This is a genomic window from Psychromonas marina, from assembly GCF_030161115.1.
GTDB lineage: Bacteria > Pseudomonadota > Gammaproteobacteria > Enterobacterales > Psychromonadaceae > Psychromonas > Psychromonas marina.
In genome coordinates, this window is the sequence record NZ_BSPQ01000001.1 from 67,138 (window position 1) to 81,240 (window position 14,103).

19 protein-coding genes and 3 pseudogenes are annotated in these 14,103 nt (G+C 37.7%); 11 read left to right on the forward strand and 11 right to left on the reverse strand.

Going from position 1 to position 14,103, the window contains the following annotated elements; all coding sequences use genetic code 11:
* Positions 1 to 164: 164 nt before the first annotated feature.
* A complete protein-coding gene (locus QQK09_RS00350) occupies positions 165 to 365 on the reverse strand; it encodes a hypothetical protein (RefSeq protein WP_284202125.1) in 201 nt (66 codons plus the stop codon).
* The gene (locus QQK09_RS19305) at positions 365 to 658 is read right to left on the reverse strand and encodes a zinc ribbon domain-containing protein (protein WP_348532698.1); all 294 of its coding nucleotides are present in this window, start codon (positions 656 to 658) and stop codon (positions 365 to 367) included. Before QQK09_RS19305 ends, QQK09_RS00350 begins: the two co-directional genes overlap by 1 nt.
* A gap of 248 nt (positions 659 to 906) precedes the next feature.
* On the opposite strand from QQK09_RS19305, the pseudogene QQK09_RS00360 reads away from it, so the two are divergent.
* Positions 907 to 1,356 (forward strand): annotated as a pseudogene (locus tag QQK09_RS00360) (type II toxin-antitoxin system HipA family toxin); the annotation flags it as partial.
* A gap of 147 nt (positions 1,357 to 1,503) precedes the next feature.
* On the opposite strand, the gene tnpA reads toward QQK09_RS00360, so the two are convergent.
* The gene (gene tnpA / locus QQK09_RS00365) at positions 1,504 to 1,821 is read right to left on the reverse strand and encodes an IS200/IS605 family transposase (RefSeq protein ID WP_348532695.1); all 318 of its coding nucleotides are present in this window, start codon (positions 1,819 to 1,821) and stop codon (positions 1,504 to 1,506) included.
* A gap of 121 nt (positions 1,822 to 1,942) precedes the next feature.
* On the opposite strand from tnpA, the gene QQK09_RS00370 reads away from it, so the two are divergent.
* Genes QQK09_RS00370 through QQK09_RS19350 form a run of 3 tightly spaced genes read left to right on the forward strand, consistent with a single transcriptional unit; the run spans position 1,943 to position 3,446 of the window.
* Positions 1,943 to 2,347, forward strand: a complete 405-nt coding sequence (locus QQK09_RS00370; RefSeq protein ID WP_284202127.1) for an antitoxin Xre/MbcA/ParS toxin-binding domain-containing protein — start codon at positions 1,943 to 1,945, stop codon at positions 2,345 to 2,347.
* Positions 2,347 to 3,075 carry an RES family NAD+ phosphorylase gene (locus QQK09_RS00375; RefSeq protein WP_284202128.1) on the forward strand — a complete coding sequence of 243 codons (729 nt, stop codon included), beginning with the start codon at positions 2,347 to 2,349 and terminating at the stop codon, positions 3,073 to 3,075. The genes QQK09_RS00370 and QQK09_RS00375 overlap by 1 nt, the downstream gene beginning before the upstream one ends.
* A 59-nt stretch (positions 3,076 to 3,134) precedes the next feature.
* Positions 3,135 to 3,446, forward strand: a complete 312-nt coding sequence (locus tag QQK09_RS19350) for an IS1/IS1595 family N-terminal zinc-binding domain-containing protein (protein ID WP_431312569.1) — start codon at positions 3,135 to 3,137, stop codon at positions 3,444 to 3,446.
* A gap of 115 nt (positions 3,447 to 3,561) precedes the next feature.
* Here QQK09_RS19350 and QQK09_RS00380 read toward each other — a convergent pair whose 3' ends face one another.
* The 5 genes from QQK09_RS00380 to QQK09_RS00400 all read right to left on the reverse strand — a co-directional run bounded on the left by QQK09_RS00380 (position 3,562) and on the right by QQK09_RS00400 (position 5,862).
* Positions 3,562 to 4,782 (reverse strand): type II toxin-antitoxin system HipA family toxin, encoded by a 1,221-nt coding sequence (locus QQK09_RS00380; RefSeq protein ID WP_284202130.1) that lies wholly within the window; start codon positions 4,780 to 4,782, stop codon positions 3,562 to 3,564.
* Entirely contained in the window at positions 4,775 to 5,023 is a 249-nt protein-coding gene (locus tag QQK09_RS00385) for a helix-turn-helix transcriptional regulator (protein ID WP_284202131.1), read from the reverse strand. Before QQK09_RS00385 ends, QQK09_RS00380 begins: the two co-directional genes overlap by 8 nt.
* Positions 5,024 to 5,179: 156 nt before the next feature.
* A complete protein-coding gene (locus QQK09_RS00390) occupies positions 5,180 to 5,392 on the reverse strand; it encodes a Fic family protein (RefSeq protein WP_284202132.1) in 213 nt (70 codons plus the stop codon).
* Positions 5,320 to 5,685, reverse strand: coding sequence for a hypothetical protein (locus QQK09_RS00395; RefSeq protein WP_284202852.1), 366 nt, complete (start codon positions 5,683 to 5,685; stop codon positions 5,320 to 5,322). Before QQK09_RS00395 ends, QQK09_RS00390 begins: the two co-directional genes overlap by 73 nt.
* Positions 5,686 to 5,706: 21 nt before the next feature.
* Positions 5,707 to 5,862, reverse strand: coding sequence for a hypothetical protein (locus QQK09_RS00400; protein ID WP_284202133.1), 156 nt, complete (start codon positions 5,860 to 5,862; stop codon positions 5,707 to 5,709).
* Positions 5,863 to 5,877: 15 nt separating this feature from the next.
* Between QQK09_RS00400 and QQK09_RS00405 the strand changes: the two genes are divergently transcribed.
* The 4 genes from QQK09_RS00405 to QQK09_RS00420 all read left to right on the forward strand — a co-directional run bounded on the left by QQK09_RS00405 (position 5,878) and on the right by QQK09_RS00420 (position 7,862).
* Positions 5,878 to 6,309 (forward strand): hypothetical protein, encoded by a 432-nt coding sequence (locus QQK09_RS00405; RefSeq protein ID WP_284202134.1) that lies wholly within the window; start codon positions 5,878 to 5,880, stop codon positions 6,307 to 6,309.
* Positions 6,266 to 6,505, forward strand: a complete 240-nt coding sequence (locus tag QQK09_RS00410) for a hypothetical protein (protein WP_284202135.1) — start codon at positions 6,266 to 6,268, stop codon at positions 6,503 to 6,505. Before QQK09_RS00405 ends, QQK09_RS00410 begins: the two co-directional genes overlap by 44 nt.
* A 578-nt stretch (positions 6,506 to 7,083) precedes the next feature.
* Positions 7,084 to 7,356, forward strand: coding sequence for a type II toxin-antitoxin system TacA family antitoxin (locus QQK09_RS00415; protein ID WP_284202136.1), 273 nt, complete (start codon positions 7,084 to 7,086; stop codon positions 7,354 to 7,356).
* On the forward strand, positions 7,353 to 7,862 hold the full coding sequence (locus QQK09_RS00420; protein ID WP_284202839.1) for a GNAT family N-acetyltransferase: 510 nt from the start codon (positions 7,353 to 7,355) through the stop codon (positions 7,860 to 7,862). Before QQK09_RS00415 ends, QQK09_RS00420 begins: the two co-directional genes overlap by 4 nt.
* Before the next feature lie 208 nt (positions 7,863 to 8,070).
* On the opposite strand, the pseudogene QQK09_RS00425 reads toward QQK09_RS00420, so the two are convergent.
* Both QQK09_RS00425 and QQK09_RS00430 read right to left on the reverse strand, forming a co-directional pair.
* Positions 8,071 to 8,166 (reverse strand): annotated as a pseudogene (locus tag QQK09_RS00425) (type II toxin-antitoxin system RelE/ParE family toxin); the annotation flags it as partial.
* Positions 8,154 to 8,410, reverse strand: a pseudogene (locus QQK09_RS00430) (type II toxin-antitoxin system Phd/YefM family antitoxin). The pseudogenes QQK09_RS00430 and QQK09_RS00425, both read right to left, overlap by 13 nt.
* A gap of 55 nt (positions 8,411 to 8,465) precedes the next feature.
* On the opposite strand from QQK09_RS00430, the gene QQK09_RS00435 reads away from it, so the two are divergent.
* From QQK09_RS00435 to QQK09_RS00445, 3 genes are all read left to right on the forward strand, one after another.
* Positions 8,466 to 8,822, forward strand: coding sequence for a site-specific integrase (locus tag QQK09_RS00435; protein ID WP_284202137.1), 357 nt, complete (start codon positions 8,466 to 8,468; stop codon positions 8,820 to 8,822).
* Between the two features lie 248 nt (positions 8,823 to 9,070).
* Positions 9,071 to 10,333: a Fic family protein gene (locus QQK09_RS00440; RefSeq protein WP_284202138.1), complete on the forward strand. Its 1,263-nt coding sequence runs from the start codon at positions 9,071 to 9,073 to the stop codon at positions 10,331 to 10,333.
* A 979-nt stretch (positions 10,334 to 11,312) separates the two neighbouring features.
* Positions 11,313 to 13,376, forward strand: coding sequence for a hypothetical protein (locus tag QQK09_RS00445; RefSeq protein ID WP_284202139.1), 2,064 nt, complete (start codon positions 11,313 to 11,315; stop codon positions 13,374 to 13,376).
* Between the two features lie 260 nt (positions 13,377 to 13,636).
* Here QQK09_RS00445 and QQK09_RS00450 read toward each other — a convergent pair whose 3' ends face one another.
* Positions 13,637 to 13,873 (reverse strand): hypothetical protein, encoded by a 237-nt coding sequence (locus QQK09_RS00450; protein ID WP_284202140.1) that lies wholly within the window; start codon positions 13,871 to 13,873, stop codon positions 13,637 to 13,639.
* Positions 13,874 to 14,103 lie beyond the last annotated feature (230 nt).

Below are 14,103 nucleotides of genomic sequence, written 5' to 3' on the forward strand. Positions count from 1 at the left end.
ACGTCGTTGAATAACTCCCACCAAATCAGCAAGCTGATTCTGGAAGGAGATTCTTAGATGAACTACCCGTAGCTAAAGCTGATCGGGTTTCCAAGACAAAAACTAAGTTAATGTCCTTTGTTGTAAAAAAGTTTTGGTGCAAAGCCTGCCGTCTATTGACGGTCTTACGCCAGCTTACTTGCGAGCAAATAAGGGGCGCTCTCTAAAAGAGCGACTTCTAACTTTCCTGATTTTTTAACTGATGGCAATTCACCCACCAGTGGCGGAAACACCGCCTTTTTCTTGCGAATAGCTGTCTTACGAGGTTTTGCTTTCTCAGCAAACTTAGACTCTTTGATGTAAGAAACGGCTCTTTGTGCGATCACTATAGCTGCATTTTCGTCAGCAAAGTACCACATCCGTTGAGGCAAATTATTGCGGCCTGATTTGGCCTAGCAGTATTTTTGCCTTGGCAAACGTGGCATGTTCTTGATGTGTAAGCAGGGTTAACATGGACTACAGCCTTGCCGAAATCATTGGCTTTGTACGTGACAAAAACACCAAGCCTGCCCAGAGAAACATTAAGCATACTGCGGTTTAATCCGCTTTTTGCTCGTGCGTTGTTTTTGGTAAAATTACGCCCTGATGCATCACGCTTAGGTTTCGCTTTTCGTGTCATGTTTTTTAATTTTAAATCTTCCAAGCTGATAATAGCCTTGGCTTCTTGCACTATTTCCTTAGAAATTGTGTGACAAAAATTCTCTCTAATGTTGGCGTTTTTATTATCTAACTTAGCAATCTTATTGGCTAGCCTTTGTTGGCTGTTGGACTCGCAGCGATGCTTTTTTTTATTTTTATTCAAACGCTTTTTCTTAGCCAGAATACGCTGATAATACGCTTTTTTCTTTGCATTGGCTTTCAGGCTAGCAACTTGAATATTATGATGGAGAAGACTCACATGGGGCAAGTTATTTAGAAATAGCTGAATTTTTACAGAACAATGGCGCTCAGACTGAAGCAGACCTCGCTCAACTATGGCGCAGAATAATCTTTAACATCGCAGTTTCAAATACGGATGATCACCTACGTAACCATGGTTTTTTACTCACAGACAATGGTTGGAAGCTCTCGCCTGCCTATGACATCAACCCAATTGTTGGCAAACAAGGTCTTCATCTTAATATTACCGACAAAGATAATTCGCTAGATTATGAGTTAGCCTTCGAAGTAAAAGATTTTTTTAGATTATCAGATGCAAAAGCGGAAGAAATTCATGACGATGTATTGACTGCTGTAAAGAATTGGAAGGAGGTAGCTAACCGACTAGGGATTAATCGAGTTGAACAAGCACTAAAAGAACCTGCTTTTAATTTTTAGAAAACTAAGACCACAATTCCATTTGCAAGTGATTGCTAACCTGTAATCATATTTTAACATCCTTCGACGGAATTCTCCGACTATAGCTATTGAGCCAAAGCGAAATAGCTTGGTGCGAGATGGATAGTATACAGGACAAAGTCCTGTTTATGTTGGCCTATCTTGGTTGTTGATATACTCCTTTAGCACCTCAAGAGGTGCAACGCTTGGGTGTAAATCAAGCATTAGGTGGACATGATCAGATTCCCCGCTGAACTCCAAGAGTTCGACACCCCACTTTGCGCATTGCTCTGTAAAAATGCTTTCAAGCCTTAATAAAACTTCATCTGTAAAACACCTGTTTCTATATTTCGTAACTAACACCAAGTAACATTTGATGCTGTATACACAATGGTGACTTGCTCTCATAAACAGTTTGACCTCTTTCACCAAACCTGTGGCTCTGTTCCATTTCCGTGTTGGCATTCAGCCATCATTTAAATCTTCTATATCCCCTCCTTAGAACCAGAGGGTAAATTGCAACATACAATGTTGCAATAACCAAAGGCTGTTCTTATACTGTAGTCAAATATGAGGAGATTTCGATATGTTAGCAACGAATAGAGCGCAAGCTAAAACTACCAACAAAGACGAGTCGATAGTACTTGCAAAAGCAGTCACAAGGCTTTTTAAACATTGGGGGATATCACAGGACTCCCAATGTTCATTGCTCGGTATAAGCCTTTCGAGTCGTAAAAAATTAAAATCTATGGCTGAAGGCTTAGTTGGTATACCAACGGGGCGTGATTCACATGAGCGTGTAGGATACTTATTGGCAATCCATAAAGCTTTGCGATTACTGTACCCAAAAAACCCTGAGCTACTTTACGGGTGGATTACAATGCGTAACAAAAAATTTGAAGGCCGCACCCCGTTAGAAGTGATGATTGAAGATGGATATTTGGGCATTGCTAAGGTAAGTCGCTACTTAGATATGAGTCGAGGACGCTAATGTCATCATTGTTTGATAACATCACTAAAGTTCGTCACTTAGATGATGATGTTTACCGGAATATCGTATCACTTCGCATTAGTGAAAACTTGTTTGACGATCTTCTGGACGATATGGGTGATTTAGATTCTCATGATGTGTTGGTTAACTTTGAAATTGACCATAAAGAGAACACATGTCGTGCGGCAATTAGGGAGCGGTCATTTTATTACTCTACAGCTATCGAGTATCCATTTAATACAGACAACTTTATGAGTTCTCGATATTCAGATGCGACCTACCCAGCTTGGTATGGCTCTCTTGCTTTAGATACAACAATTTACGAGACGTTGCACTGGATGATTAGTGAAGGATTATCAGTAGAGCATGATTGGAATAGTGAAAATGGGATAATGCATCGAGAAAGAGCTATTTATCAGGTTCATGTTGAGTGCATGGCTTTCGATTTGATTGGTCTTGAAAAAGATATTCCAGAGCTAATGCACCCCTCTGATTACTCAATGACGCAGATGATCGGCAAGAGGCTGCATCAGGAAGGGGCTAGAGGTCTTGTATGCCCCTCTGTGCGCTCACCTTCTAAAGAGACTAATATCGTAATCTTTGATATTAATGCAATTAGTTCACAACCTAAGTTGCTGCACTACCTTACATATAAGGTCGATTTTATAAATCACGTTGCGAAAGTTTTCCGAGATCCTGATTTAGTTTATCTGGAATATCATTTCTAATACTAATGCGCTAGCTCACCTGAGTAGCGTAGCATCACTTAACAGCCAGGTTTTGGCAGATGGAAAACAGCAGCTTTACAGTCACCCAAAATAACATAAAAAACTTCTCACATATTGAGTTGAAGCGACTCAAACACCAAGTTGATGCTCAGCTATCTAAAGATCGAGTTAGACAGACAATTGCTGAACGAGAAAGTACAATTTCATCCTGTTCACACTGCAAAGGTAAAAGCTTTATTCGATGTGATGTAACTCGTCAAGGGCATCAGAGATATCGCTGTAAAAGCTGTAAGAAAACTTTCAGTTCATTAACTGGAATCTTATGGTGGCTTAAGATGTGTCTTATTAGGTGGCTAACTAATTATTTTTAAAGAGGTTGTTGAATAGGAGCATAAACTATTGGGGAAAAGTAAATCCATAAAGCTAACCCAATTACGTCATATTAAACACGACAGTCAACAAAATATGGTCATCATTATTGAGGGATCAATTATCTTTTATATTAACCTTAAATAGCTCCAACATTTCATCTGCAATAGGACTAAAATTATGATGTTTTATACTGAGCGCTTCAATGATTGGTAACACATTTAATTTAGCGCGTTCAACCTCATCTATCACTTGCGTAATTTCTTTATTTGAAAGTAAGCAGTGTTGCTTAGCAAATTTTACTAGCACTTTCCATTTTGGCCAGCGTTTAGATCCTGTTAAACTTAAGGCCATGGTATCGTTTTTTATATACGGAATGGTGCTTACAATATCAAATACGGGTGAAAAAACGACAGATACCTTAGGTAACTCCCCTATTTTATAATCCGCGAGATCTTCATAGAGCACGCCATAATTTTTTAAATGAGCATCACCATTTCTTAAAATAATATTGATAAGCGTCAGTTTAAAAAAATCATACAAAGCCGTTTTACAGTATTCTGGAGAAACAAATTGCCTGATCGTATTCGCGCAAGACTCTAAACTTGCATCATATTTCTGTTTCGTTGAACGGCCCTGTAATACACAAAAATCTTCAAAGCCTATTGGCTGATTTTCTTTGTTAATGTCAAAGCGTTTAGTTATCAACAACCGCGCATTTTCACTTAGGTAGAAAGGTGAAACAGTTAACCCCGCTTCTTTTGCCATACTTAAGCAAACAAATTCATTACAAGCCAATTCTGGATATTCTTTACCCCAACTTTTCACGATATATGAATCTAGCGGGTAGGTATTTTTGGGGTCAATTTCATCATGAGTTATCTGTTTAGCCTCTAACAATACTTTGGGCTGAACACCGGCAACCCCTGAACGCAATGCAAATCTTGATAATAACTCAGAGAATAGATCAACATCATCACTTTTAATAAGGTGCGCTAGGCTCAAATCAAAGTCACTTTCATCAACTAATTCTTGGTCTTCAAGTGCATACCGTATTGAACCAATCTGGTTATTGCCTAATAATGCTAATACCGTCAGGTCATTACTGCCATAATTTTTTGCTGTTGCTTTTTCAATTGCTAATCGTAATTCCCCTTCAGGCATATTCATCTGAAAAAAAGGATGTAAGCCTTCATATGAGTATGTTTCTAATCGAATAGGCATAGTAAGCGACAATGCATGCTTTGCGTTTAAGTCATAGGCGTAGTGATGGAGCTCATTTTTTTTCTCAAGTCTCCCTACTCTGCTTTTGTGATTATAGACATCAACATTAGCCATTATTAATCTCTTTTAATTGATCTAAAGTCGGCAAACCGGTGTCTGCCACTGTTAAGGATTTATTGAATAAATTAAGGATACGCTCGACTTTTCTTAAGCCAACGTCATCATAGTCATTGCGCTCAATTTTACCAACAGTCGTTCTATTAAGTCCGGCATAATCAGCAAGTGACTGTTGGCTCCATTTCCTTTTTTTTCTTTCGTACAGAATAATCTCTGAAATTTTAAATAATGAATTCATAGCCTCTCCTTTTGGTCACTATACTCACCAAAAACAACAAAAGGAACAAAAATGGTGACTATAACCACCAATAAATGAGTGATTTCCCATTAAGTATCACTCACGAGGTCTCGATAACAACCGTCGAACCGCCCATCACCAAGCGTAAAGGACTGTTTACAACAACGAAGCGATGAATTTTGTGAAGGGAATTATATTCTCTTGTGCACTGGCGACCTCTAATGCTTGCATATACTCATCTCGTCTTTCAACAGGTACTATTGTCCAAGAGTAGCCTCCCGATGCCATCATTAAATTCATGATGAAACGCCCCATAAGGCCATTACCATCAAAATAAGGATGAATATAAACAAAAATAAAATGTCCCAATACAACCCGAACAGCAGCGTTCTCTGTAAATCAAACAAAGCAGGCATCATTTCTCGAACCGCTTCTCTACTTGGTGGAGTATGTTTTGATTTTCTAATAAATACAGGCCCTGTTCGATAACCAGCTAGATCTGATTGTTTCACAATGCCGGATGAGACACTTGCACCAAACAAAGCTAAGTACCAACCTGCATGAGTTGCCTCTAATACTTTTCCAGCATTATTTCCGTTTAAAACTTGTTTTACTGCTAACTTTACTTTTTGAAATGAATTCCAATAGCCCTTTGCAGCCATCGCATCTAGGTGTTTTTTACTTTAACTTGATTGTTCCGGATTCCAATCACCAGAGCGAACATGTTCAATAAGATCATGCGTGACTCGGTAGCCTTCAATAGATAATGAGTGGTATGCATCGGTAACAAACTTATCATCCACTTCATCTAGATAACGATTGTGATCGACTAAATACAAGGGTGGCTTTGGAAAGTGCAGAATAATGTCATCGCGAATAGTTCTGTGACAACATTGATTGAAAATCCTGAGGGAGCAACACCACTTACCCCTGATAACATGCTTGGCCTAAAGCATAAGCATGTTAATACCCGTGAGCAATTGAATGAACTTGAAGCAGCAAACATACTTCAAGGTCAAATGTGGGCAAGTACACTTAAAAAACCAACACTAGATTCTATTTTTGATCGAGGCTTTGTGACTAACTTGCACAAAGCTCTTTTGGGAGAAGTTTGGGAGTGGGCAGGCACCTTTCGACAACGTGAGCTTAACATTGGCATTGATCCGAAAAATATCTCTGTTGATCTACATAACTTCCTCGAAGATGCGAAGTGTTGGGTTAAATTCAAACACTACGATAATCTTGAGCTTTCTGCCAGAATTCAGCATCGCCTACCCATTCGTTAACGGTAATGGTCGTCATTCACGTATCTTCACTGATATTGTTCGAATTTATCTACTCGAAGAGAAACCGATAAAATGGGCATATGCCAAACTTGAGGATGTAACTGAAGAGCGCTCCTCCTATATCTCCGGCCTAAGAAAAGCAGACAGTGGTGATTTCTCAGAGTTTATTAAATACCTTCAAAACTTAGGTAACTAAAATAACCTGCTTATAAGATTTTAAGTAATTACCACTCCCCTTTCCAGTCTGGTTCATCATCGCTAGCTTTGCTATTACGAGGTGTAATTTCAAAATCTAACTCAAGTGCAGAAAAAGTTTAAAAAGGTATCCATCTTGGTTTTTCCTGCGGTTAGCGGTTAGCCCGAAATTTGGAACTGTATCTTGGCGTATCCCAACCTTTTTAGTGACATCTGTTTGAGATAACTCATTATCTATACGAATATCTTTTAAGTATGCACAGAGATCAGGCCAATGACATATAAAAACCGGAAAAAGACGCTAAAGAAGAGTTTCACTTTCGTACCTTTTTTTGATGTGTTTGTTTCTAAGGTAAAGAAAGAGGGAGTTCAATAATAGGGATGACTATTGGCAGTAAATGAGATTGTCATGCTGTGTAGATACAATAAAAGCTGCTCCGTAGTATATAACCAAGTTTACTGGCTAATTCCTCAGTGTTGCCCCAAAAAACAAATGTGCCATTTTGACACCCTTGTTGAAAGATCCAATAATTAGAATATAATTCGTTTGTATCACGTTAACACTTAATGGAGATAATTATGGCTGCTACATTACCTCGTATTACTGCTCGTGTGGATCTTGATACGCAAGAGTTACTTGCACAAGCAGCGGCTATTACTGGCATGTCTAGCATTAACTCATTTGTGGTTAGTGCTGCTTTAGAAAAAGCAAAAACAATTATGGAACGTGAAAGATCCCTTCAATTAAGTCAGCAAGATGCAATGACTTTGATGGATGCATTAGACAAACCAGCAAAAGTAAATGATAAATTACAACAAGCTGCTTCACGTTATATGAACAAAACTCAATAATGAATACAGTCCAATTAGAAAAAGCTAAACATGACAGAAAGCGTTTTGATTGTGGCATTACCGCTCTCAATAATTACTTAAAAGTAATGGCAAGCCAACAAGCTAAAAAAGACAATACTCGTACCTTTGTGCTTGAAGATGAACAATGCCCTGAGCACATTATTGGTTTTTACACATTAACGATGACACCAATTAATATTCACGATTTACCACCTAAATTACAAAAAAAACATCACAGTGTAACGTCTGGTGGCTTGATCGCCAGGTTAGCCGTTGATCACAGATACAAAGGCAAAGGTTTCAGGGAGTGGCTTTTAATTGATGCACTTAGAAAGTTATTAACAGCAAGTGAAACTGTCGCATTTCCTGTTGTCATTGTTGATGCAAAAGATGGGGCTGAGTATTTCTATGAAAAATATGGTTTTACGACATTCAAAGATGCAGACAACAAACTCTTTATAACAATTGCTGATATAAGAGCTAGTATCGTTGAATATGGCAATTAAACGAGACAATGAGTAAGGTGCTATGGGAGCCAAATTTATAGTCTGAAAACACGCTTACAGCTAGTTTAATTGTTATAACAGAACAGCTTAATACAACACATTAAATGACAATCATGGCTAATAGAGGTGACTATTCAATATTGGTTGTCTTATGCTAGATGAGCGCATCTACTTTATTGGGGAGACTAGTTGAGGGACGACACAAAGCCAACTTTTTAGCTGACTGTAGATTACTCAAAGCAATATATTCAGCAATATCGTTAAGATCTTCTAAAGCTGGGTTTGTCCAAACTATTTCAACCATTTATTCATTTTCTCTTTAGCTTCAATATTAGACATGGTTTCACCACGACTTATTGCCTGCTCACCTTTTGCAAGAGCCTCAAGAATTTGCATACGTTTTTGCATAAATTCAAAGTCATCAACATCTACTAAGTATGCAGATGGTTGTCCATGTTCCGTTATTAACACAGGCTCTTTAGTAGAATGAAGTTCAGATAAGATCTTCGTTGCTTGACGCTTAATGTTGTTACTAGCTCTACTCTCATACTAACCTCCAAAAATGTATCACTATAGTAGCACTTGATAGCTAATTTGGAAAAGATGTGTGACACGCTTTATGAAGTATTAAGTCGCGTGATGACAAGTAAAACAGATGACTCCCCTTTTGTATTTACTACCCCTAAAGGCAAACCTATTGATACGCACTATATTAGTCAAAAGCTGTGGTATCCAACACTTAAAAAGGCAGGGCTAAAACGTCGTCGTCCTTATGAAACACGCCATACAGCGGCAGTGCTACATATCGCGGCACATGAAAACCCTTTATATATCTCACAGATGCTTGGGCACAGTGATACGCGTTTATTGTTTGACGTATATGCACCTTATGTTGCAAACGCTTCAAGACGAGATGGCAGTGCATTTTCGAAGATGATGATGGAGGGAAATTTACAATAAGTAATAAAGCAAACAGAGTAAAAATATGATACCTATATCTGTCACCATTAATTTAATAGTGACAGATATAGTGCCAAATAGACTTAATGGTGCCATAATAGTGTCACTATCAATCTGACAAAAGTGCCTTCGCCATGCCTAATAGCTTTAAAATACAACAAAGTATATTAACTTCCCATGTGCCATTGTCGCTATCTAAATTATTAACACTCCATCCTAGTATAAGCAGGCGTACGGTTCAGCGTAGCTTGAGTAAGTTAATCAGCAATGACACCATTATTGCAATTGGTGCTGGCCGTTCAAGGAAATATATAGCGGCTAGCTCACAACAAGATTCAATAACTACAACACAAGATAATAATGTTGACGAAACCATTGCCGATAAATTTCCCGCATATGTCCCGTTATCTGCCGACAGCAAAGATATTTTAAATTATATTGAGCAACCGTTAGAGGCTCGAACACCGGTAGGTTATCAACGTTCACTGATTGATGATTACGAACCTAATGTAAGTTTTTACTTATCCGAACCAATACGCAGACAGCTTGCCCGAATGGGTAACACAGGAAAAACATCACAGCCTGCAGGCACTTATGGCAGAGATATATTAAGCCGATTGCTCATTGATCTGTCTTGGGCATCAAGCCATTTAGAAGGTAATACCTATAGTCGACTTGATACTATTGAGCTCATAGAACAGGGTAAAGCAGCGGCCGGAAAAGCAAACATTGAAACCCAGATGATCTTAAATCACAAAACAGCGATTGAATTGCTAGTCGATAACCCCGAATCTATCGGCTTTAATCGTTATACGATTTTAAATTTACATAGCATATTATCTGAAAACTTATTACCAAACCCATTTGATGAGGGACGAATTCGCCAACACCAGGTCGATATAGGAAAAAGTGTATTTAGGCCACTTTCCGGTGATGTGTTGATTGCCGAATTACTCGACTTATTGTTAAGCAAGGCAGATTTAATCGCAGATCCATTTGAACAATCATTTTTTATGATGGTACATATTCCCTATCTACAACCCTTTGCAGACGTCAATAAACGTACTTCTCGGCTAGCCGCTAATTTACCTTTAATTCGTGCTAATTTATGCCCGCTCACATTTTTAGATGTACCCGAAGAAGCTTACAGTCGTGCAACTCTCGGGGTTTATGAGATGAATAGAATTGAACTATTACGCGATCTCTATGTATGGGCCTATGAACGATCAACAAAGGAGTATATAGCCCTGAAACAGCAATTAGCTGAACCGGATCCTATGCGTTTAGAATATAGAAATATAATTAAGCAGGTCATATATCAAGTCATCACTCACCCAGATAATGATCCCGAGGATGAGATCCGCAAAGGCCTCAACACAGAGTTAGTGAGCACTGAATTAGAAAATTTAACATCACTCATTATTGAAGAGTTAAGACGGCTTCATGAAGGTGTATTAGCAAGATACGGCCTTAGACCATCGCAATTTAAAATATGGAAAAATAAACAATAACCTGCACTGCAACAATAAGTCTTCTCGAGTAGGTTACTCATAGGATAATTTAGATATTAATAACCCTGAAGTTCCTTACGATATCCCTTCCTTACCTGTCGATGGTATCGAGACGGTTAAAATCCTGAAGAAAGTAACACCTGCAGCGAGAGCACTATCTTTTAGAACTCATGTCTTACGACACAAACGACTTTTTGCCGTTTTTATCAGCCATTCAAAGCTAGTACAGACTGACTAAAAAGTGTCTTATGGCGGCTTAAGAAGTGTCTTATTAGGTGGCTAACTGATTATTTTTAAAGAGGTTGTTGAATAGGAGCATAAACTATTCGGGAAAAGTCCCCTTATAAGTAAAAATATCTTTTATTATCGCTTTTATCGTCGCGCAATTCACTCCTAAAACACCTTCATGACAGTCTCACTCCACTTTCATCTCATTCATGAATCAATGACGCCATAACGAAGGCCAACAACGTATTTGATCCACTGTATAAAAGCAAAAAAGACATCGCCACAAGAAACCGCAAAAGATTGATGTAAATATAACAAATCAATATACAGCACATTAAATGTCACGCCGCAAAATAATTTACTCACAAAATATTCAGTTCATTCTCCCCTACTTCCCTTACAAAAAAAAACTTATGTAACAACAATAGAGTGAAATAAATGATTAAAAATAACATTGTCTGCTATTGAATAATTTGTAAAAAGAACAACCGCTTAAAAATTTACCACGCAACTTTCTACTACTCTTTAATCTAAATAACACAGGCCTTCCAAGCAAATAAAACCGTCAAACACAAATCACAAATAATTCACTTTTAAATTACCAGGCCACAATTAAATTAATACAAAGTCTTACACCTTCAACAAAAACAGTTCTAAATCAACAACTTGACCAAAACAAACAAGCCTTTCACACTCATATTTGTCACATCTCAATTTATTCGAACAGCACCGACATGAAAGGCAAATAAACATGAAAAATTCACATGTACCACAAAAAAATTTCGTTAAGAAAAAAAAAACACATAATTTTATGTATTTTATGTGGTTTCAATATTATCCCACTAATATCTTTATCCATTTCAATTTGTGGATAGCGAAGATGAAAATAATCTTCGAGCAGTCTGAAATAGAAGTAATGAGTAAAAGCAAAAATTTAAAATCAGAAGCGTTTAAGATGAAGCTTGAGTTATATGAAAAAAAATTTGGCTGTACGATCGTCAAAATGGGAAAAGAGTGGTTTATTACTCAATGTGATCGCCACCGAGCAGCATACTCTGTTGAAGATATAAATGCGGGAAAAATAAGTCGTACAGATTTGAGCAGGAAAATAGTTGCACAAGAGCCGGTTTGCGCTTGTTGTTATAACGAGTTAAACGGTAAAAGAAGTGCCCTTCACTTAGGTGCCAGACTTTATCAATTTATAGCCGTTCATCAAGTTAAATTCCCTAAAAACATAATATTACCCAAGCGTTCAGATATAACTGATAGGCGCAAATATACAGAGATTATTTGCCCAAGATGCAGTAATCCAGCAAAAAAATCGTATCGAGATGTAATGTCAAAGAGAGCGGAAGGTTGCAATGGAAAAGGCTGCAGTGCTGATATTGGCGCTGAAAAAAATATTAAAGAAACACTTAGTACTGCACTTCCTAAGATAACAGCGCTTGGCTTTAACATTGAGTATATTTTAGTTGGTAGCGTAACCCACTTACCACCTTTTAAGGGTATTCCAAACGATAAAAAGCTATCTGGCTCAACAGAGATTAAGCTCACATGCTCAGTGACAGAGCATAACTGGAGTGTTAAAACAAATATTCAAAATGCTAGAAGTGGTGTCAACGGTTGCACGCTGTGTGCGAAACAGGACTCTCGAAATGAAAAGGTTGTCCAAAGTGTTTTAGCCTACTTTCTTAGCCCTGAACAATATGAAAGATCATTTACGCCAGATTTTTTTAACAATAAAAGTATGCATTTAGATTTTTACATCAAGGAGATAGATTTAGCGATAGAAGTGCAAGGTACGCAGCATTATGAATTTACCCCTGCTTTTCATGCCACAGAGGAAGATTTTCATACACAAGAGCAAAATGATACATTCAAAAAGCAAGAATGTATGGATAATGGCCTGCATTTGATCCAGTTTGATGCGCGCGAACTAGAAAAGATTAACAGAATAGATAAAGCAATTATCTACACTGCAAGGCAGTTGATGCCACAACTAGAAAAGATAAACTCTACATTATTTCCAGTTTTATCTGACTGCATAATATTGTCTAGACAACTAGAGATTATTAAGCATGTATTTCGAGATGAAAAGATAGCTAAATATAATAAAGGCTACAAAAGGTTGATAGAATTTTGCAACAACAAGGGAATTACTATTTTGGATACATTTCCTTATATTAATTCTACAACATGCATGGCGTTCCAATGTGAACATCAGGAATCACCTGTTTTGGCGACGCCAAGCGCCAAAATGCAGGCTAAAGGAGGCAGATGCTGTACGGGTGAAAAAGCGAGTCAGACTCGAGCTTTAAAAGCAGCGGCGAAATTTGGCTTATTCGTTTCAATGGATTCAACACAAAAAGAGCACTCTTGGCCCCCTAGAAAAGTAGGAAAAGACAAGTTTTCTGTTTTCTGCATAGGTCAATGTACGAAAACTGCCCCTTTATCAATCAATACGTTATTACGAAAAAATACTAACAAGCCAATTAATTGTAAGTGCATTGATCTAAGTGTAGAGGAGATCATGTCTGTTTATAGTAAAGATAAAGCCGATAATTACGTTATCGATCGTAACATGTTGAGTGAGCTTCAAGCTAAAAATGCACCTATTAAGGCTAAACAAGCAGCGAATGAAGCTGCATTAGAAAAATTAATTTCTGATAATCCAGGGATAGGTCGTGATTCTATGCTAAAGCTAGCACAACACGCTGGTATATCAACGACAGCACACACTGTAAGGAAGAAAATTAAAGAGCTAAATAGTTGTTTTGGAAAGTTAATAGATGACTCATTAAATAGCTATATTTAGGATTTTTAAAAAAAGAAGGAAGGTATACTCTGATATTTTTCAGGCGTCAGCATGGTTAATGCCCGAGTACTTCCTACCTTCGACTAGTGGTAGCCAGCTTTGAATGACAACACCTCGCCTCCCAACCTATTTAACGTGATTTAGTATGTAATTTACTCTCTGGGCTATTAAAAACAGTGCTGCCGCCTATTTATGAGGAGTGATAGCTAAAAATTACGAGGGCAAAAATAACAGCATAGCAAGCATGAGCGGATTAATGATTATTCCTTCATTTTCATTGCCTTTAACCAGCAAAGTAGCCCTATCGCCATCGAAAAGATAAGATTGATGACAATCGAGTCATCGGTGCTTTCGACCACTAAGTTTGATATCAATAACGAACTACCGCCAATCAACATCACTAAACCGAACCATTTTAAAGGGGCTGATTTTTTATAATGAATGGTGATACTCAGCATTACCATTGAAATGATAAAGATAACCAACAAATCAAACATAAAATGATCCCTCTTTAGTCGTATTTTAAATTCCTTCAATTATATACCGACTTACCAATCACCTCCATGCGCCAACTTGAAATAGAGAATAATTTGTAAAAACAGCCAATTTAAGTGCTATACCTCACAACCCAAATCAGAAATAGTAATTTTCACCCTCCCAAAAAAAACAAAATAATAACGCAAACCATTGTTTTTAAAAGCTAAGATTATCAACGGTGATTACCCCC

Excerpts from the sequence above, each read along its gene's own strand:
- QQK09_RS19305 (WP_348532698.1), bottom strand. The coding sequence starts at position 658 with ATGACACGAAAAGCGAAACCTAAGCGTGATGCATCAGGGCGTAATTTT.
- tnpA (WP_348532695.1), bottom strand. The coding sequence starts at position 1,821 with ATGCCAACACGGAAATGGAACAGAGCCACAGGTTTGGTGAAAGAGGTC.
- QQK09_RS00370 (WP_284202127.1), top strand. The coding sequence starts at position 1,943 with ATGTTAGCAACGAATAGAGCGCAAGCTAAAACTACCAACAAAGACGAG.
- QQK09_RS00375 (WP_284202128.1), top strand. The coding sequence starts at position 2,347 with ATGTCATCATTGTTTGATAACATCACTAAAGTTCGTCACTTAGATGAT.
- QQK09_RS19350 (WP_431312569.1), top strand. The coding sequence starts at position 3,135 with ATGGAAAACAGCAGCTTTACAGTCACCCAAAATAACATAAAAAACTTC.
- QQK09_RS00380 (WP_284202130.1), bottom strand. The coding sequence starts at position 4,782 with ATGGCTAATGTTGATGTCTATAATCACAAAAGCAGAGTAGGGAGACTT.
- QQK09_RS00385 (WP_284202131.1), bottom strand. The coding sequence starts at position 5,023 with ATGAATTCATTATTTAAAATTTCAGAGATTATTCTGTACGAAAGAAAA.
- QQK09_RS00395 (WP_284202852.1), bottom strand. The coding sequence starts at position 5,685 with ATGGCTGCAAAGGGCTATTGGAATTCATTTCAAAAAGTAAAGTTAGCA.
- QQK09_RS00415 (WP_284202136.1), top strand. The coding sequence starts at position 7,084 with ATGGCTGCTACATTACCTCGTATTACTGCTCGTGTGGATCTTGATACG.
- QQK09_RS00435 (WP_284202137.1), top strand. The coding sequence starts at position 8,466 with ATGTGTGACACGCTTTATGAAGTATTAAGTCGCGTGATGACAAGTAAA.
- QQK09_RS00445 (WP_284202139.1), top strand. The coding sequence starts at position 11,313 with ATGAAAAATTCACATGTACCACAAAAAAATTTCGTTAAGAAAAAAAAA.
- QQK09_RS00450 (WP_284202140.1), bottom strand. The coding sequence starts at position 13,873 with ATGTTTGATTTGTTGGTTATCTTTATCATTTCAATGGTAATGCTGAGT.